The sequence below is a fragment of the Ferdinandcohnia sp. SAFN-114 genome (genome assembly GCF_059415045.1).
This window is the reverse complement of the sequence record NZ_JBPFDQ010000064.1, coordinates 1-22,931: the sequence shown is the minus strand read 5'-3', so window position 1 is coordinate 22,931 and position 22,931 is coordinate 1. Positions and strand designations below refer to the sequence as shown.

Sequence of the window (22,931 nt, the reverse complement as noted above, 5' to 3'; positions counted from 1 at the left end):
CTCCGACAAAGAGGCGTATTTTGCCTCTGAAGGAGGAGTTGAAATTTCCCGAGTTTCTAGCCGCTGCAACTGGACAGGTCGCTACTGCTCCTACGGGGTCTCAAGTCTCACGCTTTTCCCGCTGGACTCTGAATTTGCTTCTTTGAAATAACCCACGCACGAAGAAAATGTGAATACATTTTCGAGGAGTCGCCACCTTACGCTCCAATCAACTAGGTTTGCACACTTATCAAAAAGCAACAAGTTTTTAGAAAAGAACCTAGAAAAATAATTCCTTAATTAAAGCCGATAAGAAGATGTTAGCTAATGCAATTGGAAGGAGTACTTTCCAACCGAATTCCATCAGTCTGTCAGCACGTAAACGTGGGAAGGTGGAACGGAACCAGATTAAAACAAAGATTACCAAGCTAAACTTTAATGAGAACCAAACGGCACCAGGTATAAAGTCTAGGAATAAAACTGGTTTCCAGCCTCCTAAGAAAAGAACGGTCGTTAAGGCTGCCATCGCAAACATATACACATATTCGGCAAGCATAAAGAAAGCCCATCTAAATCCTGAATACTCAATATGGAAACCAGCGACAATCTCTGATTCTGCTTCAGGTAAGTCAAATGGCACACGGTTTAATTCGGCAACAGACGCGATAAAAAATACAATAAAGGCAATCGGCTGTGCAAAAATAAACCAAACCTTATCCTGAGCTTCAACAATATCAGAAAGATTCAAGCTTCCAGATAATAAAATAACCCCAATCACTGACATCACCAGCGGAATTTCATAGGAAATCATCTGTGCAGCTGCACGCATTCCTCCCATGAGGGCATATTTATTATTCGATGCCCAACCACCTGCGACAATTCCAATCGTAGTGAGTCCAGATACGGCGATGTAATAGAGCAACCCCACCCCAATATCTGCAAATTTATAGCTTTCCGTAAACGGAAGTGCTGCCACAACCATGAAGGCTGGAGCAAACGCAAGCACAGGTGCAAGTATAAACAGGGGACGGTCCGCCACTTTCGGGATTACATCTTCTTTAATAAGAAGCTTTAATACGTCAGCCACTGTTTGTAAAAGCCCCCAGCGTCCCCCTACTTGGTTCGGACCCTGACGTGCTTGCATGAAGCCCATCACCTTACGTTCTGCAAGGATTCCATACGTAACGAATCCTAGGATGACTAATAGTAAGACGGTTGCAAGTAAAAAGAAAATACCAAAATTCAGCCAACTCGGAGGTGAATTCAGTAGGTTTTCTATCATTAGCCGTCAACCTCCCCGAGGACAATGTCGATTGCACCTAAAATGGTGATCAGGTTTGCCATATTCTCACCCTTTAAAAGCTTCGGGAGGATTTGGAGATTGTAGAATGACGGACGTCTGAATTTCAAACGATACGGTTCTTTTTTACCATCACTCGAAATATAGCAGCCAATTTCTCCACGTGGTGATTCAATTCGTACATATGCTTCACCCTTTGGTGCTTTAATTATTTTCGGAACCTTGGCCATAATCGGACCTTCTTCAGGGAATTGTTCCACAGCCTGTTCTACTATTTTAAGAGATTCCTCAATCTCTTCCATACGGCAGTGATAACGTGCCCATGCATCTCCACCGTCTCTCGTTGGTACGTCAAAATCAAAGCGGTCATAGATTGAATATGGCTCATCTTTTCTAAGATCCCATTTAACACCTGTACAACGAAGATTCGTACCACTTAGGGAGTAATTTAATGCATCTTCCTTCGTGTACTTTCCAACTCCAATGACACGGTCCCTGAAAATTTCATTTCCTGTTACTAGCTGGTGGTACCCTGGAAGCTGTGACCTCATATATGGAACAAATTCCTTTACCTTTTCAATCCAACCTTCAGGCGCATCCCATTTAACCCCACCTACACGCATGTAGTTAAAGGTCAGCCTTGCCCCGGAAAGCTCATTTAGTAAATTAATAATCATTTCTCTCTCTCTAAATGCATAAAGAAACGGTGTTGTTGCTCCGATATCAAGTAAATACGTGCCCCACCATACAAGGTGACTCGCAATTCGCCCCAATTCCATAGCGAGGATCCGTAAGTATTCAGCCCGCTCAGGAACCTCAATGTCCATCATTGTTTCAACCGCATGACAAAGTACATAGTTATTCGTCATCGCTGACAAATAGTCCATTCTGTCTGTGTACGGAATGATTTGTGTGTATTGCAAGTCCTCTGCAAGTTTTTCTGTTCCACGGTGTAGGTATCCAATTACGGGTGTAGCTTCTGTGATGATTTCTCCGTCAATTTTAACAACAAGACGGAATACTCCGTGCGTACTTGGATGCTGTGGCCCTACATTTAGGAGCATTTCTTCTGTACGAATCATATGCTACACCTCCACGTCAAACGGTTCATAGTCTTTTCTAAGTGGATGTCCCACCCAGTCGTCCGGCAATAGGATTCGTGTTAAATTTGGATGTCCTTCAAATTTAATCCCGAGCAAATCAAATGCTTCACGCTCTGGCCAATTTGCGCCTTCCCATAAAGGCTGTAAGGATGCAGTCGTTGGCTCATCACGGTCAAGCTTCACTTTTAATGCAACAGATTGACGGTTTTTATAAGAGTATAAGTGAACATACATTTCCATATGCGATTGGAAGTCTGTACCATGGAGTTCCGATAGATAATCAAATCCAAGCTGTTCATTAAACTTTAAAAACTGTGCAATCCTATAATATGTATCCGGCTTTGCAACAAGTGTTGGCACATCTTTTGATAATGTATTAATATATGAATCTTCTAAAACGTCACCACCTAGGTGCTCCGTGATTACTTTCACGTACTTATCCAAATATTTTTGGTTAGGTGACGGCGTTGCCTCTTCTTCTACTACTTCCCCAGGTGCTCCACCTGCAGCGGCTTTTGCTTTTGCTGCTGCCGCGGCCTTTGCCTTGGCTGCTGCAATTGCTTTCGCTTTTTCCTTCGCAAGATCGTCGCCACCACCGCCAGCTGCCGCTTTGGCTTTCGCTGCTGCCGCCGCTTTTGCCTTGGCTGCTGCTACAGCTTTCGCTTTCGCTTTTGCTAGTTCATCATCTGTTGATCCTTCGCCCGCTTTTTCAGCCGCCTTCTGCTTCGCCAGTGCTGCAGCCTTTGCTTTCGCTGCCGCAACCGCCTTTGCCTTCGCCTTCGCTAAGTCGTCATCACTTGATGCTCCACCAGCCGCTTTTTGCTTCGCTAATGCCGCGGCCTTCGCCTTTGCCGCCGCTGCTGCTTTCGCTTTCGCAGTTGCTTTGTCGTCTCCTTCTGACGTGTCCGCTGATGCGGCCTCTGCCGCCTTTTGCTTTGCTAGTGCCGCGGCCTTCGCCTTTGCTGCCGCTGCTGCTTTCGCTTTCGCAGTTGCTTTATCGTCTCCCTCTGACGTGTCCGCTGATGCAGCCTCTGCCGCCTTTTGCTTTGCTAGTGCCGCGGCTTTTGCCTTCGCTGCCGCTGCTGCCTTTTGTTTTGCAATGTCAATATTTACTTCTTCTGATGATTCTGAATCTTCATTAGACGCTGTCGCCTCTTCAGCTTGTAGTTTGGCCTTTTGCTTAGCTAGCGCCGCGGCCTTCGCCTTTGCTGCCGCAGCAGCTTTTGCCTTCGCAATATCTATATTTTCTTCCTTGGATTCCTCTTTATTTTTCGCTTCAGCTGCCTGTTTTTCGGCTAGTCGCTTTTTTGCAGCTTCCTTCGCCTTCTCTGCAGCCTCTCGCTTAAGTTGTTCCAGGTCTTTTTCTTCGCTCACGCTAAATCACCTTCTTCCCCGTTTTAGCCTCATAGCGAATCTTTTCTTTTAATTTATTAATCCCGTAAATAAGTGCAGCTGGGTTTGGTGGACAGCCTGGGATGTATACATCAACAGGTACAATCTGGTCGACCCCTTTCACAACCGCATATGATTTCACATAAGGACCCCCTGCTGTTGCACATGAACCCATCGCAATGACCCATTTTGGTTCTGGCATTTGATCATACAATCTCTTTAAAACCGGTGCCATCTTCTTGGTCACTGTACCTGATACAATCATGCAATCGGACTGACGTGGAGATGTTCGGAAAAAGGAACCAAATCGATCCAAATCATAGTGGGAAGAACCTGTCCCCATCATTTCAATTGCACAACAAGCTAGACCAAATGTAAGTGGCCACAACGAATTACTTCGCGCCCAACCTTTCACCTGCTCTAGCGTCGTCATAAATACACTTCTCTTTAACTCTTCCATCTCTAAATCTGAAATTCCATCAATTTTTAAATCCATTTTAACACGCCCTTCTTCCAAGCATATACTAAGCCGATAACGAGCATAACAACGAAAATCAACATCTCAACTAATGCGAAAATCCCGAGTTTTTCGTAGGCAACTGCCCATGGATATAAAAATACAGTCTCAACATCAAAAATAACAAACAATAACGCAAAGATATAATAGCGTACATTAAACTGTACACGCGAATCATGGAATGGCTCAATCCCACTCTCATATGTAGTAGCCTTCTCCTCACTCGGTGCATGTGGCCGTAGCAACTTCCCCAAAAACAACGCCACAATCGGGAGTAGAATTCCCAACAACAAGAAGACAACCACAATCAAGTAATTATTCAAATACTGATTCAACAGATCCTCCATGTAGCCCCCTCCGATATCTAATATAATCAAATGCGCCATGGCGTATTTGCACCCGATTTATTTTCAAGCTTGCGAAAAGTTTCTTTTCAAAATCGAGGCATCCGCCGGAGGCAAACTTTATTCAGTCACGTTTGGAACACACCACAATTATGTATTCAAATTTCATCACCAACTCGAAAAAGTATGGAACAGCACTGAATAAAATTTTATTGCCAAAATATTATAAATGTAACCGAATACATTATAGCACTTTTCCCAGCCTAGTGTCGACCAAACCTGGCACATATTCTACGAAATTACCATTTAAGACAAATAAAGTAAAAATGGGCAGAAAAAGCTTGTAATTCTAGTCATTTTTTCTTTAATTTATTGTTTCAGCCGGGGCTGAAATGATGTGCTTTACGTTCATTAAAAATAACAATTTCTATTTTTATAGAACAATAGTAAGGATCTTCATTTTTTCAATCATGTGATTCATGCCTCGAACAAGCTTTTTCACCAACTGAGGGTACGAATACACTTTATTCGTATCAATGCAATATACATTTATTCCTTTGGCTGTTTTCGCAAACTTTGTTGTTTTTATATCGTTGACTTCCGCTTCAGGTGGACGCTTTCCGCGGGCGTGGCTTGAGCCTCCTCGTCGCCACCTTACGCTCCAATCAACTTGGTTTGCAATTTATTAACAAAAAGCAACAATCTTTTAGAAAAGAGCCATACCTTTTGACTGTAAAATTACCTCACCAAAACCTGCATCTCCAACTCCATTCAATCCCTCCAACCTCTATCGTCCATAAATTTTAAATATTGTCCTATACTAATAGACTATTGTCCATAAACGAAAAATATCAGCCATAAATCAAAATTATTGTCCAAAAAAGGAAAGAGCCATGAAAACAAGCGGTTCTTATGCATAAGCTTTACCTTCAACGCACAACCTATAATAGGAAATGATTGATATTAAGGTGGCTTTAAATGAAAGGAAAGCTTATAAGCGCAGTTCATATATATGTACTTTTGATAATGTCTACCGGTTTTATGGTACATGTCCAGATTCTCCCTGTACTCTTATCAACTTCGAACAGGGATTCATGGTTAAGTGTTATTTTTAGCACGATTCCATTCATTATCTGGATTCTACTTGTTTACTATCTCTATAAAAAAATAAATGGGCAAACTGACATATTTTCATTGCTTAGTAAAAAAGTTAAATATAAATGGATTTACACTTTGCTAAACGGAATACTTGGTTCTTATTTCTTACTTGTAGCCTTGGTTACGTTAAAGTTCACATTTATATGGGCAAAAGGGAACTATTCTCTTGATACCCCAGACTTTGTTATTATCATCATGTTTGCTGTTGTATGTTTTTATGCTTCATTAAAAGGATTACTGACGATAAGTACAATCGCTTTTATTTCTTTACCTGTTGTATCTATCTTTGGTTTCACAGTTGGAATTGGAAACACACCGAGGAAGGATTATGAATTACTTTTTCCGTTTTTTGAAAATGGGTACAGTGAATTTTTGCAAGGAATCCTTTATTCATGCTCAGGTTTATTTGATATCGTTTTTTTATTGTTTTTAACCCCTTTTATCCAAAACAAACTTAAAGCTAAGTGGTTAATTCTGACTGGATTCATGCTTGTATGCTTAATTTTAGGCCCCCTAACAGGAGCTCTATCTGAATTTGGACTACAAGAGGCTGTAAAGCTGAGAAATCCTGCCTATGAAGAATGGCGATTGTTAAAAATAGGTGAACATATTACCCGATTAGATTTCCTGTCCATGTTTCAGTGGCTTTCAGGGGCTTTCGTTCGAATAAGTTTATGTTTGTTTATTGTGGAAAAGCTCTTTACGTTTCGAAAAAGCGCAAAATGGGTGCTTCCTACCCTTTATTCAATTCTAATTTTAGGTGTTTATATTCCATGGGATGCGCATTCCTTTTTTTTATTTTTAAAAAATATTTATTTCCCGATCAGTCTTGGTGTTCAAATCTTCATTTTACTATTCTTTTTATTACTGATTCATTTGGCGGGTGAAAAACATGGAGAAAGTAAAAGTGAACAAAGTTGAAGTCCTCATAAGCAATCTGAAGAATTGGTTTGAAAGTTCTTCAGATATCGTAGTTAAAGAGAAGTCGTATGGAGAATTCACAATAACATTCATGTATTGCCCTCATTTAGTAGATATAAATAATATGAATCAAGTCATTTTTCCAACCATCTACGATGTGTGGGAATCAAATGGATTCTTAACCTATGATGTAATCAGCAATGTCCTCGATGTAAATAAGCCCAAAGATTTTAACCATGCAAAACAAGAAATCGAAGAAAAACTATACTCAGGAGAATTGCTTATTTTTAGTCATGACTTAAAAGATCTTTTTTTTATCCCTGTATCAAAGATTCCAAAGCGGAGTCCTGAAGAATCAAATTTAGAATCCTCTATTAGGGGGCCTCGAGATGGATTTGTAGAGAATATATCGGATAATATGGCGTTAATCCGTCAAAGGTTAAAAACCTCTTCTCTTAAAAGTGTTGAATTCTCCATTGGAGAACGAAGTCGTACAAAAGTAGTCCTGCACTATATAGACGATATTATTAATCCATCTGTATTGGAAGAGGTCAAAAAACGAATTGAATCCATTAAAGTGGATATTCTCGTTAGCAGCTATTCGCTCGAGGAACGCCTATTTGATAGTTCATTTTCTATCTTCCCCCTGATGGATCATTCAGGAAGACCGGATTTCGCTGTAAAATCATTGACCCAAGGGAGATTTGTCATTTTAGTAGACGGAAGTCCATCTTGTTTAATAGGTCCCACTAGTTTTAATCAAACCTTATTTTCACCTGAAGATATGCACGATAGTTTTTATTACATCAGTGTTGTTAGGATATTCAGGCTCTTTGCGCTCCTAATCACCATTTTTCTACCTGGATTTTATATTTCTTTAATCTCCTTTCAAATCGACCAACTACCATATCCACTCGTCGCAACGATATCGGCATCTCGATTAGGTCTCCCGTTATCCGCACCAATGGAGACATTTTTGATGCTCGCCTTATTTGAATTATTTAAAGAGGCAGGGGTTCGTCTTCCAAAACCCGTTGGACAGACTGTGGCTGTTCTAGGTGGATTATTTATCGGAGATGCAGCAATTCGCGCGGGCTTAACTTCGCCTTCCTGTCTAGTCGTGATTTCAATTACCGTCATTTCTGGTTACATACTGATAAATCAAACCATATCAAACAATATTGTGATCTTGCGATTTTCTGTCCTATTGATTTCTTCGTTCCTAGGATTATATGGTTTTTTCATTGCATTATTCATTATTATGACTATACTTGTTTCATCAGAAAGCTTTGGTTATCCTTATGTGACATCCTTATATCGACCTAAGCCTAGAGATCTGATCAATAGTTTGATTAGGCTCCCCTTTCCCTTTATGAAAAAACGAAACCAAGCATTTCAACCAGTAGATTCTGATCGTGAGGCACAAAAGGAGTAGGCTATGAAAAAAACTCTTCTTGTTATCATCATATGGATTATAGTTGTGACCCTTGTCGGTTGTGGAGCAAAAGAAATTCAAAGTCAAGCATATATTACAGGGATAGGGATTGATTACGCAGATGGTGAATTTATTGTCTATATCCAAGCTCAGAATTTTGCAAATATCGCAAAGCAGGAGGGTACGTCTTCACTCCAAGAATCCGTACCAAATTTGATTGGAGAAGCTAAAGCGAAAACTATATACGCTGCCTTAAATGAATTGGAGCAAAAATCACCACTGCCATTTTATTATGGACATGTGAATACCATCATTTTAAGTGAGAATGTGATAAAGGATCAAATGAAATCCGTAATAGAGTATATTGGGCAAAATCCATTATTGCGGTACAATCTCTGGTTTTTTGGGACTAAGGAGAATGTCAAAGATATCTTATTAGGAGATAGTTTCTTTAACTTTGCTTCCCTTTACACGATCATTCACAATCCAGACCTGCTTTTGATAAATAATTATATTATCCCAATCAAAGAATACAATCGTTTTATTTCCACCTATTATCAGCCTACAGGATCATTTATCATCCCTTCTCTCTCATTAAACGATGCGAGTTTCTCAGAGGAGGATAAAAAAAATAAAATCGCCATTGTATCAGGTGGGTTTGCGGTATCACAGCAACAATACAAAGGGTGGATAGCTAAAGAAGACTTAGTAGGATTAAAGTGGTTATCTAAGGATATAAACAACATTCCATATAATTTAATAGAAAATAAGATAAGTTTAATTATCCAAAAACCTAAAATGACAATAAAGGTCGACCGTGGCTCAACACCCACCTATCAATTGACTCTAAAAATGAATGTTCAAATTGCACAAAACCAGGAAAATCTTAGCTATACCGAGATAAAAAAGGAAGTCGAAAAACAAATTAAAAAAGAACTTGAAAAGACCATACAAAAAAGCGATGCTATACAAACAGATCTATTAAACATCAGCGAAAAGGCATATCGGTATCATTTAAAAGAATGGGATTTAGCTACGATTAATTCGGTTAGTAAGGATTCTATTAAAAAGATTGATGTTAAAGTGAATATTATTAAAACTGTGCATTACAAAAGATAGATAGTAATAAGGACGATTTCGCCTACAAAAACCCCCAGAATCTAAAGGACTCTGGGGGTTTTCAATACTAAAATTAGGATATGTTTTGGGTTACATTTAATCGATTGATAGCACGTTTTAAAGCGCGCTCTGCCTGTATAAAGTCTACATTATCTTGTTTAACCTGCAAGCGTTGCTCCACGCGCTTTTTTTGCTTCGCTAGTACGAACTACGTCAATCGCTTCGCTGTTTTTTGTAGCTTGAGCCAGGATTGTTACTTAGTAGCCCCGAAATGACATTTACTCCTCGAACTCAATCGTTACCTCTAGCTCCTCCAAATAATTAGGAGCTTTTTGTTTATAGGTGACCACCTTAATATCCTCCACTGCCAGATTAGCCTCACACTGTAGAAGATACTGATTGGTCGTGCCTTCTACTCTTTTTGGAGCATTCTCGGAATAATAGGCATTCCCATTGGTATCTTCAATCCAAATACTATTTGACTGATAGTACCCATTATCTCCAGTGGTCTCTACCGTAAGCGTCACGATCCCATCTTCACTCTTAACATCCAATACCGATGTTTCTCCGATTTCACCTTGTGGAAGTACCAGCTGTTTTCCTTCCCACTTGGCTCTAACTTCTTCTGCTTTCTCCTCAGTTACATCCCACAAATATGGTTTAATGGTCAGTGACTTTGGAATATTTTCCAGAGGCTCAAAGTATTGTTTCAAAGTCTGCACAATTTTCCCCTTAGACAAACCACCACTTCCACCTCCACTCAATGGTTGTAGCACACGTCCTTGGTCGTCAACAACCTGATAATCCATCCATTCATATTTATTATTATTGTAAGTTTTTTCATCCATAATTTGACGCATTGCAATTTCAGTACTCGTCGGGAAAAATGTAACCTTATCGACTTGAATCGTTAAATCTTGCGTTTCCAACAATTCATTCACTAAAAATGCTTGATTAGTTCCTTGTTTCTTAATTGGTATTTCCACATCCAATGATTTTTCTTTTTTCGACTTGATTCCTAGCGTAAAATTCTCAGGAAGTTCCTCACGAATTTTAATGCTTATGACTCCAGCATAATCTCCATTTTTTAACTCCTCACCACGTCCTCCCATCCCATAGCTGACTCCTTTCCCATCAATAGTCAACCATAAGTCGGATAGAAAATCAGTAGACTGTTTGTGATCCACTTGTGTATACGATTCAATCAGGTACCCAATATGGATCTGTGACCCATCATAAAGGCTTTCTGTGAAAGTAATCACTTGCCCATTTACTTCTACTTGTTGCCCAAGTAATGTCGTCAGCCCTTCTTCTTCACCCTTTTCAGTTCCAATATCCCCTACCATTTTAAAGATTGAACCGATTACAGGAACAGACCTCATTGTTTCGGCTAATGTCGGTGACATAAACGATATCCCAAAGAGAAGGAACCCTACAATAAAAATGGCAGCAGCTGAATAATAGAAACGTGGATATGTTTTCTTCTTCGGAAGGGATCGGAGTGTTTCATTCATGCGGTGCTCCACATTTACTGGAAGCTGTGGATTTGCCTTTAGCCTTATTTGCTCTTCCCATTTGTCCATATGGATCCCTCCTCCATTTCATTCCATAGATCACGCATTTTTTCACGGGAACGACGTAATCTCGTTTTAATTGTATTTTCAGGAACCTCATAAATATGAGCTAACTCCAAAATCGATATTCCCTCAATATGAAAAAGTTTCAACAACCGAGATTGCTCATCCGGTAATTTTTCCAGCATTTGCTCAACCTCAACTTTTTCATAACCAGTTTCCTTTATTGGAGTTTCTAGCCATTCCTCCATATGAACCACATTCTTTTTCTGTCTTAGCAGCTGGTAACATTCATTTATGACAATTTTGCACAACCAGCTTTTAAAATACTTAGGCTCTCTCAACGTATCAATCTTTTCGTATGCTTTGATGATGGCCTCCTGTATCACATCCGCACAGTCCTCATCGTTCGATAAAATTGTCTTTGCCACGCGATACATCAAAAGCTTATACTCGATCATCAGTTTTTCAAAGGAAGACTTGCTCCCACGCTTAGCCTTTTTCACCTCTTTTGCGATATCCAAAGTATGCTCTCCTTTCCGAGTCAACCTACTTCTTAGATACAAGAAAAAGACCTAAGGTTTCATCAAAAATAAAAATTTCCAATATTCTTTTTAGACTGTATGTAAAATCAAGATTTTTTTACAGCCACATAAAACCCTGTATGCACCGTAAAAGGGGAATGTTACATTTTCATACTATCAACGTTATATTGATTCTATTGGTAATTTACAGTTCTATCCATATTATTCCGGTTCGATCGATTTTAGCAACATCCTCTTGCCTGTCAATGTAAATGTCTCCTTTTATGCGAAAAACCCCCGGGCCATAGGCCACAGGGGTTCCAAATACTAATTTAGTATTTATTTTGTGTTACGTTTAATCGATTGATGGCACGTTTTAAAGCGAGCTCTGCCCGTTTAAAATCTACATTATCTTGTTTCGCCTGCAAGCGTTGTTCTGCGCGCTTTTTCGCTTCGCTAGCACGTTCAACGTCAATCTTTTCAGCTGTTTCAGCAGCTTGAGCAAGAATTGTTACTTGGTCAGGACGAACCTCGAGAAAGCCTCCACTTACAGCCACAAGTTCAGTGTTGCCTTCCTTCTTAAGTCTAACTGCCCCTACTTGAAGAGGAGCAACCATAGGAATATGTCCTGGTAGGATACCAAGCTCACCGCTCTGAGCTTTGGCACTTACCATTTCCACATCAGCTTCATAAACTGGGCCATCAGGAGTCACGACATTGACTTTTACTGTCTTCATTTTATACCCTCCTAAGTCCCGTTAATTATGCTTCAACACCCATGCGCTTTCCAGCTTCAACTGCTTCTTCAATTCGACCAACTAGACGGAACGCATCTTCAGGAAGATAATCGTATTTTCCTTCTAGGATTTCCTTGAATCCACGAACAGTTTCTTTAACTGGTACGTATGAACCTGGTTGTCCAGTGAACTGCTCCGCAACGTGGAAGTTTTGAGATAAGAAGAATTGGACACGACGTGCACGGTGCACGATTAACTTATCCTCATCACCTAACTCATCCATACCTAGGATTGCGATGATATCTTGTAGTTCACGGTAACGTTGTAATGTTTGTTGTACTTGACGTGCAACATTGTAGTGCTCTTCGCCAACAACTTCAGGAGATAAAGCACGAGAAGTAGATGCTAATGGATCCACCGCTGGGTAGATACCCATCTCAGAAAGCTTACGCTCAAGGTTTGTTGTTGCATCTAAGTGAGCAAACGTTGTAGCTGGAGCCGGGTCAGTATAGTCATCGGCAGGAACATAAATCGCTTGGATTGATGTTACAGATCCAACGTTTGTTGATGTAATACGTTCTTGTAATTTACCCATCTCAGTTGCTAGAGTCGGTTGGTAACCAACGGCAGATGGCATACGGCCAAGTAGGGCTGATACTTCAGAACCTGCTTGAGTGAAACGGAAAATGTTATCAATAAAGAATAACACGTCTTGGCCTTGCTCATCACGGAAATATTCCGCCATTGTAAGACCAGTTAAAGCTACACGCATACGTGCACCTGGTGGTTCGTTCATTTGTCCGAATACCATCGCTGTTTTTGAAATAACTCCAGAGTCTTTCATTTCGTAGTATAAGTCGTTTCCTTCACGAGTACGCTCACCTACACCAGCGAATACGGAAATACCACCGTGTTCTTGTGCGATGTTGTTGATAAGCTCTTGGATAAGAACCGTTTTACCAACTCCGGCACCGCCGAATAGACCGATTTTTCCACCTTTAATATATGGAGCAAGAAGGTCTACTACCTTAATACCAGTTTCAAGAATCTCAACCTCAGTTGAAAGTTGTTCGAATGTTGGTGCTTCTCTATGAATTGCATCACGACGTGCATCAGCAGGTACTGGTGCATCAAGGTCAATGCTTTCACCTAGAACGTTAAATACACGTCCAAGTGTTACATCACCAACTGGTACCGAAATCGGCTTCCCAGTATCAGTAACCTCTAATCCACGAACTACACCGTCAGTAGATGACATCGCAACTGTACGTACAGTGTCATCACCTAGGTGAAGCGCAACTTCTAATGTTAAATCGATGTTAACTTCGTTTGCATCACGCGCACTATGTTTAATAGTAAGGGCGTTATAAATCTCAGGAAGATGGCCGCTGTCAAACTGTACGTCTACAACAGGACCCATAACTTGGGTAACGCGTCCTTTTGTCATCGTTTTCCCTCCTAACTTACTTTTCGAGGTCATTCAAATTTTTTTCGCTCATTTTGAATGCCATGATAAATCTATCTTATGTTGTAAATGTTCTATTCGAGTGCTGCTGCTCCACCGACAATTTCCGTAATTTCTTGCGTAATTGCCGCTTGACGTGCACGGTTGTATGAAAGAGTAAGTGAGTCGATAAGCTCTTTTGCATTGTCTGTCGCATTTTTCATCGCAGTCATACGAGCCGAGTGTTCACTTGCTTTTCCGTCTAAAAGTGCTCCGTAGATGAGACTTTCAGCATACTGAGGTAGCAATACCTCTAAGATATCTTCTTGTGAAGGTTCAAATTCATAAGAAGTTTGTTTTTTGTTTGCAGCTAAGTCCGTTAATGGAAGTAGCTTTTTCTCCGTTACATCGTGTTGAATCGCACTTACGAAGTGGTTATACCACATGTAAAGCTCATCATACGTACCATCCGCGAACATGTTCACAGTAGCATTGGCAATATCTTTAATTTCAGCAAAAGATGGCTGATCAGATAAACCAGCGATTTCTAAGCTAACCGAAATTCCTCTTTTTACAAAGAAGTCTCGGCCAACACGACCGATTGCGATTACTGTGAACTCGTCTGTGCTTTTATGACGTTTTTGCATCGCTTGGTATGCACCACGAATCACGTTACTGTTATATGCGCCAGCTAGTCCACGGTCAGAAGTAATGACGATATAAGCAGTCTTCTTAATTGGTCTAGAAGTTAGCATTGGATGACTTGCATCCGAGCTGCCTACTGCGATATTCGCAACGACCTCTTGAATTTTTTCCATATAAGGAACAAACGATTTTGCATTTGCTTCAGCACGGCTAAACTTAGATGCTGAAACCATCTGCATCGCTTTAGTAATTTGACTTGTTTTCTTCGTTGAAGTGATTCTTGTTTTTATATCACGTAAGGATGCCAAAGGTTCTCACCACCTTTTCCTCGATTATTCGTAAACGCTTTGGAACCGAGTCTTCCTAGCTTTATTCAGATAAGCGACGCACGCATTGCGCGTCGCTTACGCATTTCGTTTTATGTCCAGCTTCAGCTCCCAGCGACTAGCGAGACTTCCCTCACCCTCCGTACGATAAGCTCAACATCGAATCGCTTTGCTCTTCGTGTTTCCTTTATCTCCAGTAGTAGGAACACAGACTAAGTTCGCCACGTCCTGTGGCAACGTCTGTGTGACCCACATCGTGTGGGCCTCAGTCCATACGTCGCTATACGGTCGCTTACGCATTTCGTTTTATTCAGAAACAGCGAATGTCTTTTTGAAATCATTGATTGCAGAAGTAAATACTTCATCATCTGGAAGTTTTCCAGTTGACTTAATGTGATCAAAGATTTCAGCTTTACGGTTATGCTCTAACCATACGAAGTATTCTGCTTCGAAACGAGAAATATCTTCTACTGGAATATCATCTAAGAATCCACGAGTTAATGCATATAGAATCGCAACTTGCTTTTCTACTGCTTGTGGTTTATTTAGACCTTGTTTTAATACTTCTACTGTACGAGCACCACGGTTAAGTTTCGCTTGAGTTGCTTTATCAAGATCAGAACCGAACTGAGCGAATGCTTCAAGTTCACGGTAAGAAGCAAGGTCAAGACGTAATGTACCTGATACCTTCTTCATCGCATTAATTTGCGCAGATCCACCAACACGTGATACGGATAAACCTGCGTTAACGGCAGGACGTACACCTGAGAAGAATAAGTCAGATTGTAAGAAGATTTGTCCGTCAGTAATCGAGATAACGTTTGTTGGAATGTACGCAGATACGTCACCAGCTTGTGTTTCAATAAACGGTAAAGCTGTGATAGATCCGCCACCTTTTTCGTCAGAAAGCTTTGCAGCACGTTCTAATAGACGAGAGTGTAGGTAGAAAACATCCCCTGGATATGCTTCACGACCTGGAGGACGACGTAGTAATAATGAAAGTTCACGGTATGCAGAAGCCTGTTTTGTTAAGTCATCATAAATAACTAAAACGTGCTTACCATTGTACATGAACTCTTCGCCCATTGTTACACCCGCATAAGGAGCTAAGAATAACATTGGAGCTGGTTGAGATGCAGAAGCAGTTACAACGATTGTGTAATCTAATGCACCGTTTTTACGTAAAGTTTCAACAACACCACGTACTGTTGATTCTTTTTGACCAATTGCAACGTAAATACAGATCATATTTTCGTTCTTTTGGTTAAGGATTGTGTCGATTGCAACAGATGTTTTACCTGTTTGACGGTCACCGATGATCAACTCACGCTGACCACGACCGATTGGAATTAATGCGTCAATCGCTTTAATACCAGTTTGTAATGGTTCATGAACAGATTTACGGTCCATGATTCCAGGAGCTGGACTTTCGATTGGACGAGTTTTAGTAGTTTCGATTGGACCAAGACCATCAACTGGTTGTCCTAGAGAGTTTACAACACGGCCGATCAATGCTTCACCAACTGGAACCTCCATGATACGTCCAGTACGACGTACTTCGTCACCTTCACGAATGTCTGTGAAAGGACCGAGGATGATAATACCAACGTTGTTTTCTTCAAGGTTTTGTGCCATACCCATGACACCGTTTGAAAATTCAACGAGTTCTCCAGCCATGACATTGTCGAGGCCATGAGCACGTGCGATACCGTCACCGACACTGATAACTGTACCAACTTCGCTCACTTGTATTTCAGACTGATAGTTTTCAATTTGCTTTTTTATCAGCGCACTAATTTCTTCAGCTTTGATGCTCATGAATTTCACCCCTATCTTTTAGCGGATAAGTTCACGCTCTAAGCGTTCTAACTTACCTTTTACACTTCCATCAAATATACGATTTCCGATTCGAAGCTTAACGCCACCAATCAGACTAGGATCTACAATATTTTGAATACGTAATGATGTCTTTCCAACTTTACTAGCAAATACGCTTGAAATTCCTGATTCCTCTGAGTCTGTTAAAGGACGTACAGAGTATACTGTTGCATCAGCAATCCCGCGTTTGTCATTCGCTAATGTGATAAATTCATCCGCAACGTCTGCGATGATATCCTCACGATGACGGTCAATCAGTAAATGTAGCGTGTTTAATGTCATCTGAGAAAATCCTTGAAAGGATTGCGTTACAATCGCTTTTTTCTTATCGACTGAAAGCTTTGGATTTCTTAACACAGTTTGGAATTCATCGCTATTTGAAAACACTTGTTTAACCGTACGAATTTCTTCTTCGTACTGGTCAAGTGCATTTTGTTCACTTGCTAATTGAAAAAGAGCTACTGCATATCGCTTTGCTACGATTCCTTTGCTCATCGCCCTTCTCCTACCTCTTGAATATATTCGTTAATTAACTTCTCTTTATCTTCAAGGCTAAGTTCCTTTTCGATAACCTTAGAAGCAACTAACACAGATAGTGATGCAACTTGTTCGCGTAAAGCTGTAACAGCTTGTTCTTTTTCTTGAACGATTTCCTGTTTTGCAGCTTCCTTTAAACGGTTTGCTTCCTCACGAGCAGCTTGGATAATTCCATCTTTCTGCTCTTCACCTAATTTACGTGCATTTTCGATTAACTCAGCAGCCTCAGTACGTGACTTTTTAAGTAATTCACGTTGTTCTTCTGCTAATTTTTTCGCTTCTTGGTGATTTTGTTCTGCAGAATCAATTTCATTCGCGATATGTTCTTCACGTTGTTTCATGATGTTCATGATTGGACCGAACGCATACTTACGAAGTAACGCTAATAAAATGATGAATACAACCAATTGGAAGATGATGTCACCAAGGTTGACTGGTAATCCACCAGCGGCAGCGCCTAAGACAAAAAGATCTAACACCTATATTCCCTCCTTTTGCGAGTTCCAGGTCGAATGGAAGTCCTTATTTTCATCAAACATGCGCAAATACGCACAATTATTTTTAAAAAAATTTGGTTTATACAAAGGAATGGCGAAGGTTCTCTTGGAATGATCTTCGCCATTTTGTTCATGTTGCCTTCACTTTTATATGGTTACAAAATAAGAGAATCCTTACATGCAACCAAGGAAAGCTTCGAGAAATCTTCTTACGCGTTAGCACCAAATACCATGAACGCGATAACAACCGCGATGATAGGAATCGCCTCAACTAACGCAACCCCGATGAACATAGTAGTTTGAAGTTTACCTTGTGCTTCTGGTTGACGAGCAATCCCCTCAACTGTACGAGATACGATAAGACCGTTACCGATACCAGCACCTAGTGCCGCTAAACCAATTGCAATTGCTGCTGCTAATAAACCCATTGAAATAGTCCTCCTTTAATTGTATAAAAAAATAGTAGTAGTTTATTTTTGTTGTCCAAAAAGTCTCATTTTGGACAAGTTTTTATTAGTGGTCTGTACTCACTTTGTGAGAAATATAAACCATTGTTAACATTGTGAAGATGTATGCCTGAATGGCACCAACAAAGATACTGAATCCTTGCCATGCAATCATCGGAATAAAGGCTCCGATTGTACCTAAAATTCCACCAAAGAAACTTTCGCCATAACCACTTACTGCCATCCCTGCGATTAATCCAAGCAGGATTTCACCGGCATAGATGTTACCAAATAGACGCAGTCCGAGAGTTAAAGTGTTTGCGAATTCTTCGATAATTTTCAACGGGAACATAAATGACATAGGTTTAAAGAAATCCTTACCGTATTCTCTAGCACCTTTCATCTTTATTCCATAGTAATGCGATAGACCAACAACCATAACAGCTAATGTTAATGTAATCGTTGGATCTGCAGTTGGAGACTTCCACCATAACTCATGGCCAAAAATGACCGCAAATGGTAACCCTAAAAAGTTAGATACAAGGATATACATAAGTAAAGTAATCCCTAATATTTGGAAGCGTCCGCCAGTTTGCCAGTCCATCGAACTTTTAATAATTCCTCGAACAAAGTCCATGACCCATTCCATAAAGTTCTGAGCACCGGTTGGCTTCATTGCAAGGGTACGAGTTCCAAGAACCGCAATAATGAATACAATCACGCTTGCGATTGTGATCATTAACATGTTAGATTTACTAAACCAAAGTCCAAACAATTCAAACGTAGGAGCTTCGTGACCCAACAGTATTCACCTCTCTTCCCATATTGTCTAGCACAAAGCTTTGCCTCGCGCTTTAGTCTATTTATGAAGTTTTTGAAAAAAGAAATCTATCATAATGACAAAATAAGCTGTCATTAATCCAATAATCATACTACCTAAATTAAACTCTTGTGGATACTCCATTACGACTAATACTGCCAAACCAGCAATCGCCATACGAGACATCGTCCCAAGTGAGCGTACCGTTCGTCCCTCTTCATAAGCTTTTGTAAATTGCTTATTTTTCCGAGCCAACGAAAAGAGGAAATACAAACTTCCTACTGTCCCTAGTATTAATCCTAAGAAGACAGCTTTGTATGCAGTAAATCCCCAGCCTAGTACATAGATTGCAAGTAAGTAGAATATGTATTTACGATACCTCGTAAATGCTGTGGTTAAATCCTGCATATCAAGTTAATCTCCTGAGAAAAAATGATTGACTAGTCGAAGTGTTGCATATACTCCAGTTGCTAGTCCTAATAGAAGGCCGATAATTAAAAAAAGTGGTTCTGTGTCAAGCATTCGATCAACCCATCTACCGAGGAAAATACCTACTAGAATTGATCCCACTAATTGAGATAGAATACCAGACATGAGCGCATAGGCTCGTAAAGGGTGCTTGTCATTTTTACGCATCCGCATACCTCACTTCAGCGTCCGAGGCAGGTTTTTTTACATGTCTGAAAATACTTAATTTTTCAAGAGTTTATACGATGTAAACCTTCTCATCGATACCCTTTGTAAGCATACAATAGGCACCCTTTAATGTCAATTGTTTGCAGGGAAAAAGTTCAGTTTCTCACAAGCATTTTTGGGGGTTCCATTTTTGCTTACAAAAAGCGATTTAACAGTGATTTTTATTAGTCCTATTATGGTAGTGCAAATCCAAAAATTCAAACATCGTTCACAAAATGTTCATAAATGACCAGCCACTATCAAATACGCCTTGGCTTATTTGCGTCTGATTTTTTGCGGCTTCCGCTGGCGGTTTAAAAATAGATTCAGCAGAAATTGCTGAATCTATTTTAATGGCTGCCTACCATAGTATCTTCAAACGAAATCTCTGTTTCAAGTATATCCTCTTTGCCTGCTTTTTTTACATAGATGACAGCCTTAAATACCCCTCTTAATTTTCGTTCTTTTCGATTCACCTTTCTCTCTACTAATCCTCTCGCAACATTTCGGTCCCAGTCTAAAAATGTGACGAACCTCAACGTGTCTGGGTCATAGAGAACAATTCCATACTCTTCCGCTCCACCAGGTAAGTATAATTCATACCGGAATATATCCTCCTTGTCGTCTTTTCCAAATTGAAAGCCCATGATTCGAGGATAATCAGGTTCTTCGATCACGTACATATATGGGATATGGTAACGATTCTTCCCTTCTTTTAAAAATAAATTCCCGTGATGTAGGCCCGAACCAATGATATTAGGTGTAATATCTAATCCGATTGTGATTATCTTTTTCTGTTTTGGTTTTATCGAAAAAGGGATGGGCAAGTCCCACTGGACACCTTTCATATTATCCGGAACTTCAAATGAGTATCTTTTTTCTTCATCGGATTGGTTATCTACCGTTACTCTTATTCTTTTTTTCGTCCGCCTATCCTGGTGATGAAGCAATCCAGCGGAAAATGATCCTGGATAGATTAAGGTTTCTGAGTGAATCGCTTCATGGAGTTGAATCCTTCCTGCCCCTTGTTCATATGGCTTGTACAAGTTCCCCTCCTCATTATTTAAGAGGCGCGCCGTATTCATCAGGGCTGCTTTTATTTGTTCTGGTGTCCAATCAGGGTGTGCCTGTTTTAATATGGCACTAGCCCCCGCTACATGTGGGGCAGCCATACTTGTACCTTGCATTTCCTGATAGCCATTTGGAATGGTACTATCTATCGCAACCCCTGGAGCAACCACATCAGGCTTAATTGCCCACGTATGTGTAACCGGTCCACGTGAACTAAATTCAGCAATTGTATCCTTAATACGTTGATAGGAGGTACTTACTACATTGTTTTTCGTTTTAATTTGTTTTTTAAGCCATTCTCCGTCTGCTTTTGAGAGGGAAGCAACTGGTATCGGAAGTTCCTTCTCAAGGGATCCTGAGAAATTCCCATCTGTATTATTGTAGATGAGTACAGCAATCGCGCCGGATTCATACGCTCGAACCGCTTTTTGGGTAAAAGTAATTTCTCCTCGCTCCATTAGAACAATTTTATTTTTTATTTTTGGAAATTCAGTTTCTGTACCGATTCCAGCTTTTGCGATTTCATATTTCTTTTGCAGTTTCCAAGGAATTGACCCTTGGAGTGGCTGAAGTTGAATTTTTCGATCAGCAAATCCAACGGTTAGATATGGCAAAGTCATGGGTGGTGTGGATGCACCTACAGAAATGGCTTTTGAAGAAGTTCCCGGAGACCCAACCGTCCAGACCATCGGCCCCGAGTTCCCGCTGGAAGTGACAGCAACAATCCCTTCTTCCGTTGCTTTATCTAAAGCGAGACTAGTCGGCCAGTCAGGCCCATTGATGGTGTTGCCGAGAGAGAGGTTGATGACGTCCACTTTATCTTCAATTGCTTTGTCAATGGCCGCAATAACCTGTTCAGATGTCCCCATTCCACCAGGACCAAGAGCACGGTAGCCAATTATATCAGCCTCGGGTGCGACCCCTTTAATTTTGCCATTTGCCGCAATTATTCCCGCAACATGAGTTCCATGTGAGGTATTTCGACCTGCAATCCCTTTCGTTTCCATCGGGTCATCATCCCCGTCAACAAGGTCATAGCCACCCTTGTAATTCATTCTTAGGTCCGGGTGTGTGTAATCAACACCTGTATCAATCACCCCAACTTTTACTCCCTTACCCGTTAAGCGGTGATCTCTTTTATCAAAATGACTGCGAATTTCGTTACCGCCAATAAAAGGGACACTTTCCTCAACAGACACTTGGTATGTAGCAACAGGGGAACTGTGTTGAATACCTGCTTCGGCTTTTAATTTCTGTATATCCTTTCTCTTTCCCGTCACAGAAAAGCCTGGAAATACACGTTTGTAAATGTGGTTAATTTTAATGGAGGAATAGTTTCTTTTTATTTTTTCTACTATTAAATCAAATTGATTATCTTCCGTGATGATAATTTCATGCGCCATTTCATCCAAATCCAACTCAGGCAATGGAGGCCTATCAGGAAAACGGTGGGCATGGGCTGGTATTGATGAAAATAGGAGGATCGAACACATGCAGATTGCCGGTAAAATTCTCACAAAAAAACCACCTCTTTGAGATAGTTTTTCTCAAAAGGTGGTCAAATATGTGGATGTTGATTTGTTGTAGCGCTTAGAAACTCTTTTCGTTTCTGGGCAAGGCGCTTCCACTTTTCTTGATTGTCTAGTTATAGCTCGCAGCGACTAGCTGACTTCCCTCACCCTTCGTACGATAAGGTCAACATCGAATCGCTTTGCTCTTCGTGTTTCCTTTATCTCCTACGGGCTCAGTCCAGTCCGTACGTCGCTAATCGCTCGCCTCCACTTTTCTAATTATTTCGTACCGAATAAACGGTCTCCAGCATCTCCAAGGCCTGGAACAATGTAGCCATGGTCATTTAGTTGCTCATCGAGTGCCGCGATGAAGATATCGATATCAGGATGAGCTTCTTTAATTGCTTCTACACCCTCAGGCGCTGCGATTAAGCACATGAATTTAATATTTGTAGCACCACGCTTCTTTAATGCGTTGATTGCTTCTACTGCTGATCCACCGGTTGCAAGCATTGGGTCAACCACGATGAATTCACGCTCTTCAATGTCAGAAGGCATTTTAAAATAATACTCAACTGGTTGCAATGTTTCAGGGTCACGATAAAGTCCGATATGCCCTACTTTTGCAGCTGGGATTAAGCGTAGAATTCCGTCCACCATGCCTAAACCAGCACGAAGAATTGGCACAATCCCAATCTTTTTCCCAGATAAAACCTTTGATTTTGCTTTGCGTACAGGAGTTTCAACTTCAACTTCCTCAAGCGGCATATCGCGGGTAATTTCAAATGCCATTAAGCTTGCAACTTCGTCTACCAATTCACGAAATTCCTTTGTACCTGTGTTCTTATCACGTATGTATGTAAGCTTATGTTGAATTAGTGGGTGATCAAAAACGTACACTTTTGAACTGACCTAGCCAAATGAGACATATATAAAACACCTATCCATATTAAATTTAACACTTTTTCATTAATTTGA

The 22,931-nt window shown here is 40.5% G+C and carries 23 protein-coding genes; 3 read left to right on the top strand and 20 right to left on the bottom strand.

Translation table 11 applies throughout. From position 1 onward, the window contains the following. Nucleotides 1-259: 259 nt before the first annotated feature. Genes nuoH through ACR65M_RS18585 form a run of 5 tightly spaced genes read right to left on the bottom strand, consistent with a single transcriptional unit; the run spans nucleotide 260 to nucleotide 4,638 of the window. The gene (gene nuoH, locus ACR65M_RS18605; protein ID WP_121448488.1) at nucleotides 260-1,261 is read right to left on the bottom strand and encodes an NADH-quinone oxidoreductase subunit NuoH; all 1,002 of its coding nucleotides are present in this window, start codon (nucleotides 1,259-1,261) and stop codon (nucleotides 260-262) included. Then, complete coding sequence (locus ACR65M_RS18600; RefSeq protein ID WP_341333234.1) at nucleotides 1,261-2,361, bottom strand: NADH-quinone oxidoreductase subunit D; 1,101 nt, start codon at nucleotides 2,359-2,361, stop codon at nucleotides 1,261-1,263. The genes nuoH and ACR65M_RS18600 overlap by 1 nt, the downstream gene beginning before the upstream one ends. A gap of 3 nt (nucleotides 2,362-2,364) precedes the next feature. Then, nucleotides 2,365-3,756 (bottom strand): NADH-quinone oxidoreductase subunit C, encoded by a 1,392-nt coding sequence (locus tag ACR65M_RS18595; protein WP_341333235.1) that lies wholly within the window; start codon nucleotides 3,754-3,756, stop codon nucleotides 2,365-2,367. Nucleotide 3,757: 1 nt separating this feature from the next. Beyond that, entirely contained in the window at nucleotides 3,758-4,270 is a 513-nt protein-coding gene (locus ACR65M_RS18590) for an NADH-quinone oxidoreductase subunit NuoB (protein WP_121448491.1), read from the bottom strand. Beyond that, the gene (locus tag ACR65M_RS18585) at nucleotides 4,261-4,638 is read right to left on the bottom strand and encodes an NADH-quinone oxidoreductase subunit A (RefSeq protein WP_099360914.1); all 378 of its coding nucleotides are present in this window, start codon (nucleotides 4,636-4,638) and stop codon (nucleotides 4,261-4,263) included. Before ACR65M_RS18585 ends, ACR65M_RS18590 begins: the two co-directional genes overlap by 10 nt. Before the next feature lie 975 nt (nucleotides 4,639-5,613). On the opposite strand from ACR65M_RS18585, the gene ACR65M_RS18580 reads away from it, so the two are divergent. The 3 genes from ACR65M_RS18580 to ACR65M_RS18570 are packed head-to-tail and all read left to right on the top strand — an operon-like array spanning nucleotide 5,614 to nucleotide 9,268. After that, complete coding sequence (locus ACR65M_RS18580; protein WP_341333236.1) at nucleotides 5,614-6,714, top strand: GerAB/ArcD/ProY family transporter; 1,101 nt, start codon at nucleotides 5,614-5,616, stop codon at nucleotides 6,712-6,714. Further along, the gene (locus ACR65M_RS18575) at nucleotides 6,701-8,149 is read left to right on the top strand and encodes a spore germination protein (RefSeq protein WP_341333237.1); all 1,449 of its coding nucleotides are present in this window, start codon (nucleotides 6,701-6,703) and stop codon (nucleotides 8,147-8,149) included. The genes ACR65M_RS18580 and ACR65M_RS18575 overlap by 14 nt, the downstream gene beginning before the upstream one ends. Before the next feature lie 3 nt (nucleotides 8,150-8,152). Beyond that, nucleotides 8,153-9,268, top strand: coding sequence for a Ger(x)C family spore germination protein (locus ACR65M_RS18570; protein ID WP_341333238.1), 1,116 nt, complete (start codon nucleotides 8,153-8,155; stop codon nucleotides 9,266-9,268). A gap of 73 nt (nucleotides 9,269-9,341) precedes the next feature. On the opposite strand, the gene ACR65M_RS18565 is transcribed toward ACR65M_RS18570, so the two are convergent. The 15 genes from ACR65M_RS18565 to upp form a co-directional block, all read right to left on the bottom strand. Then, complete coding sequence (locus ACR65M_RS18565) at nucleotides 9,342-9,449, bottom strand: ATP synthase delta/epsilon chain alpha-helix domain-containing protein (RefSeq protein ID WP_440274061.1); 108 nt, start codon at nucleotides 9,447-9,449, stop codon at nucleotides 9,342-9,344. 97 nt (nucleotides 9,450-9,546) lie between these two features. Next, nucleotides 9,547-10,851 (bottom strand): DUF4179 domain-containing protein, encoded by a 1,305-nt coding sequence (locus tag ACR65M_RS18560; protein WP_440274060.1) that lies wholly within the window; start codon nucleotides 10,849-10,851, stop codon nucleotides 9,547-9,549. Continuing rightward, a complete protein-coding gene (locus ACR65M_RS18555; RefSeq protein WP_440274059.1) occupies nucleotides 10,827-11,366 on the bottom strand; it encodes an RNA polymerase sigma factor in 540 nt (179 codons plus the stop codon). The genes ACR65M_RS18560 and ACR65M_RS18555 overlap by 25 nt, the downstream gene beginning before the upstream one ends. A 332-nt stretch (nucleotides 11,367-11,698) precedes the next feature. Further along, on the bottom strand, nucleotides 11,699-12,103 hold the full coding sequence (locus ACR65M_RS18550) for a F0F1 ATP synthase subunit epsilon (RefSeq protein ID WP_121448499.1): 405 nt from the start codon (nucleotides 12,101-12,103) through the stop codon (nucleotides 11,699-11,701). 25 nt (nucleotides 12,104-12,128) lie between these two features. After that, complete coding sequence (gene atpD, locus ACR65M_RS18545; RefSeq protein WP_121448500.1) at nucleotides 12,129-13,550, bottom strand: F0F1 ATP synthase subunit beta; 1,422 nt, start codon at nucleotides 13,548-13,550, stop codon at nucleotides 12,129-12,131. Nucleotides 13,551-13,642: 92 nt separating this feature from the next. After that, entirely contained in the window at nucleotides 13,643-14,500 is an 858-nt protein-coding gene (locus tag ACR65M_RS18540; RefSeq protein ID WP_440274058.1) for a F0F1 ATP synthase subunit gamma, read from the bottom strand. Nucleotides 14,501-14,824: 324 nt separating this feature from the next. Beyond that, on the bottom strand, nucleotides 14,825-16,336 hold the full coding sequence (atpA, locus tag ACR65M_RS18535; protein WP_099354578.1) for a F0F1 ATP synthase subunit alpha: 1,512 nt from the start codon (nucleotides 16,334-16,336) through the stop codon (nucleotides 14,825-14,827). 18 nt (nucleotides 16,337-16,354) lie between these two features. After that, entirely contained in the window at nucleotides 16,355-16,891 is a 537-nt protein-coding gene (locus tag ACR65M_RS18530; protein ID WP_341333243.1) for a F0F1 ATP synthase subunit delta, read from the bottom strand. Next, on the bottom strand, nucleotides 16,888-17,412 hold the full coding sequence (gene atpF, locus ACR65M_RS18525) for a F0F1 ATP synthase subunit B (RefSeq protein ID WP_440274057.1): 525 nt from the start codon (nucleotides 17,410-17,412) through the stop codon (nucleotides 16,888-16,890). Before atpF ends, ACR65M_RS18530 begins: the two co-directional genes overlap by 4 nt. Nucleotides 17,413-17,639: 227 nt before the next feature. Next, complete coding sequence (gene atpE, locus ACR65M_RS18520; RefSeq protein WP_116352009.1) at nucleotides 17,640-17,858, bottom strand: F0F1 ATP synthase subunit C; 219 nt, start codon at nucleotides 17,856-17,858, stop codon at nucleotides 17,640-17,642. Nucleotides 17,859-17,943: 85 nt separating this feature from the next. Then, entirely contained in the window at nucleotides 17,944-18,678 is a 735-nt protein-coding gene (gene atpB, locus ACR65M_RS18515; protein ID WP_440274056.1) for a F0F1 ATP synthase subunit A, read from the bottom strand. A 57-nt stretch (nucleotides 18,679-18,735) separates the two neighbouring features. Continuing rightward, complete coding sequence (locus ACR65M_RS18510) at nucleotides 18,736-19,104, bottom strand: ATP synthase subunit I (protein ID WP_440274055.1); 369 nt, start codon at nucleotides 19,102-19,104, stop codon at nucleotides 18,736-18,738. 6 nt (nucleotides 19,105-19,110) lie between these two features. After that, nucleotides 19,111-19,332, bottom strand: a complete 222-nt coding sequence (locus ACR65M_RS18505; protein ID WP_121448507.1) for an AtpZ/AtpI family protein — start codon at nucleotides 19,330-19,332, stop codon at nucleotides 19,111-19,113. Nucleotides 19,333-19,721: 389 nt separating this feature from the next. Next, nucleotides 19,722-21,959: a S8 family serine peptidase gene (locus ACR65M_RS18500; RefSeq protein WP_440274054.1), complete on the bottom strand. Its 2,238-nt coding sequence runs from the start codon at nucleotides 21,957-21,959 to the stop codon at nucleotides 19,722-19,724. Between the two features lie 273 nt (nucleotides 21,960-22,232). Next, the gene (gene upp / locus ACR65M_RS18495; protein WP_440274053.1) at nucleotides 22,233-22,853 is read right to left on the bottom strand and encodes a uracil phosphoribosyltransferase; all 621 of its coding nucleotides are present in this window, start codon (nucleotides 22,851-22,853) and stop codon (nucleotides 22,233-22,235) included. Nucleotides 22,854-22,931 lie beyond the last annotated feature (78 nt).

Excerpts from the sequence above, each read along its gene's own strand:
- atpA (WP_099354578.1), bottom strand. The coding sequence starts at position 16,336 with ATGAGCATCAAAGCTGAAGAAATTAGTGCGCTGATAAAAAAGCAAATT.
- ACR65M_RS18550 (WP_121448499.1), bottom strand. The coding sequence starts at position 12,103 with ATGAAGACAGTAAAAGTCAATGTCGTGACTCCTGATGGCCCAGTTTAT.
- atpD (WP_121448500.1), bottom strand. The coding sequence starts at position 13,550 with ATGACAAAAGGACGCGTTACCCAAGTTATGGGTCCTGTTGTAGACGTA.
- ACR65M_RS18505 (WP_121448507.1), bottom strand. The coding sequence starts at position 19,332 with ATGCGTAAAAATGACAAGCACCCTTTACGAGCCTATGCGCTCATGTCT.
- ACR65M_RS18530 (WP_341333243.1), bottom strand. The coding sequence starts at position 16,891 with ATGAGCAAAGGAATCGTAGCAAAGCGATATGCAGTAGCTCTTTTTCAA.
- ACR65M_RS18580 (WP_341333236.1), top strand. The coding sequence starts at position 5,614 with ATGAAAGGAAAGCTTATAAGCGCAGTTCATATATATGTACTTTTGATA.
- ACR65M_RS18600 (WP_341333234.1), bottom strand. The coding sequence starts at position 2,361 with ATGATTCGTACAGAAGAAATGCTCCTAAATGTAGGGCCACAGCATCCA.
- ACR65M_RS18590 (WP_121448491.1), bottom strand. The coding sequence starts at position 4,270 with ATGGATTTAAAAATTGATGGAATTTCAGATTTAGAGATGGAAGAGTTA.
- ACR65M_RS18560 (WP_440274060.1), bottom strand. The coding sequence starts at position 10,851 with ATGGACAAATGGGAAGAGCAAATAAGGCTAAAGGCAAATCCACAGCTT.
- ACR65M_RS18510 (WP_440274055.1), bottom strand. The coding sequence starts at position 19,104 with ATGCAGGATTTAACCACAGCATTTACGAGGTATCGTAAATACATATTC.
- nuoH (WP_121448488.1), bottom strand. The coding sequence starts at position 1,261 with ATGATAGAAAACCTACTGAATTCACCTCCGAGTTGGCTGAATTTTGGT.
- ACR65M_RS18570 (WP_341333238.1), top strand. The coding sequence starts at position 8,153 with ATGAAAAAAACTCTTCTTGTTATCATCATATGGATTATAGTTGTGACC.
- ACR65M_RS18585 (WP_099360914.1), bottom strand. The coding sequence starts at position 4,638 with ATGGAGGATCTGTTGAATCAGTATTTGAATAATTACTTGATTGTGGTT.
- atpE (WP_116352009.1), bottom strand. The coding sequence starts at position 17,858 with ATGGGTTTATTAGCAGCAGCAATTGCAATTGGTTTAGCGGCACTAGGT.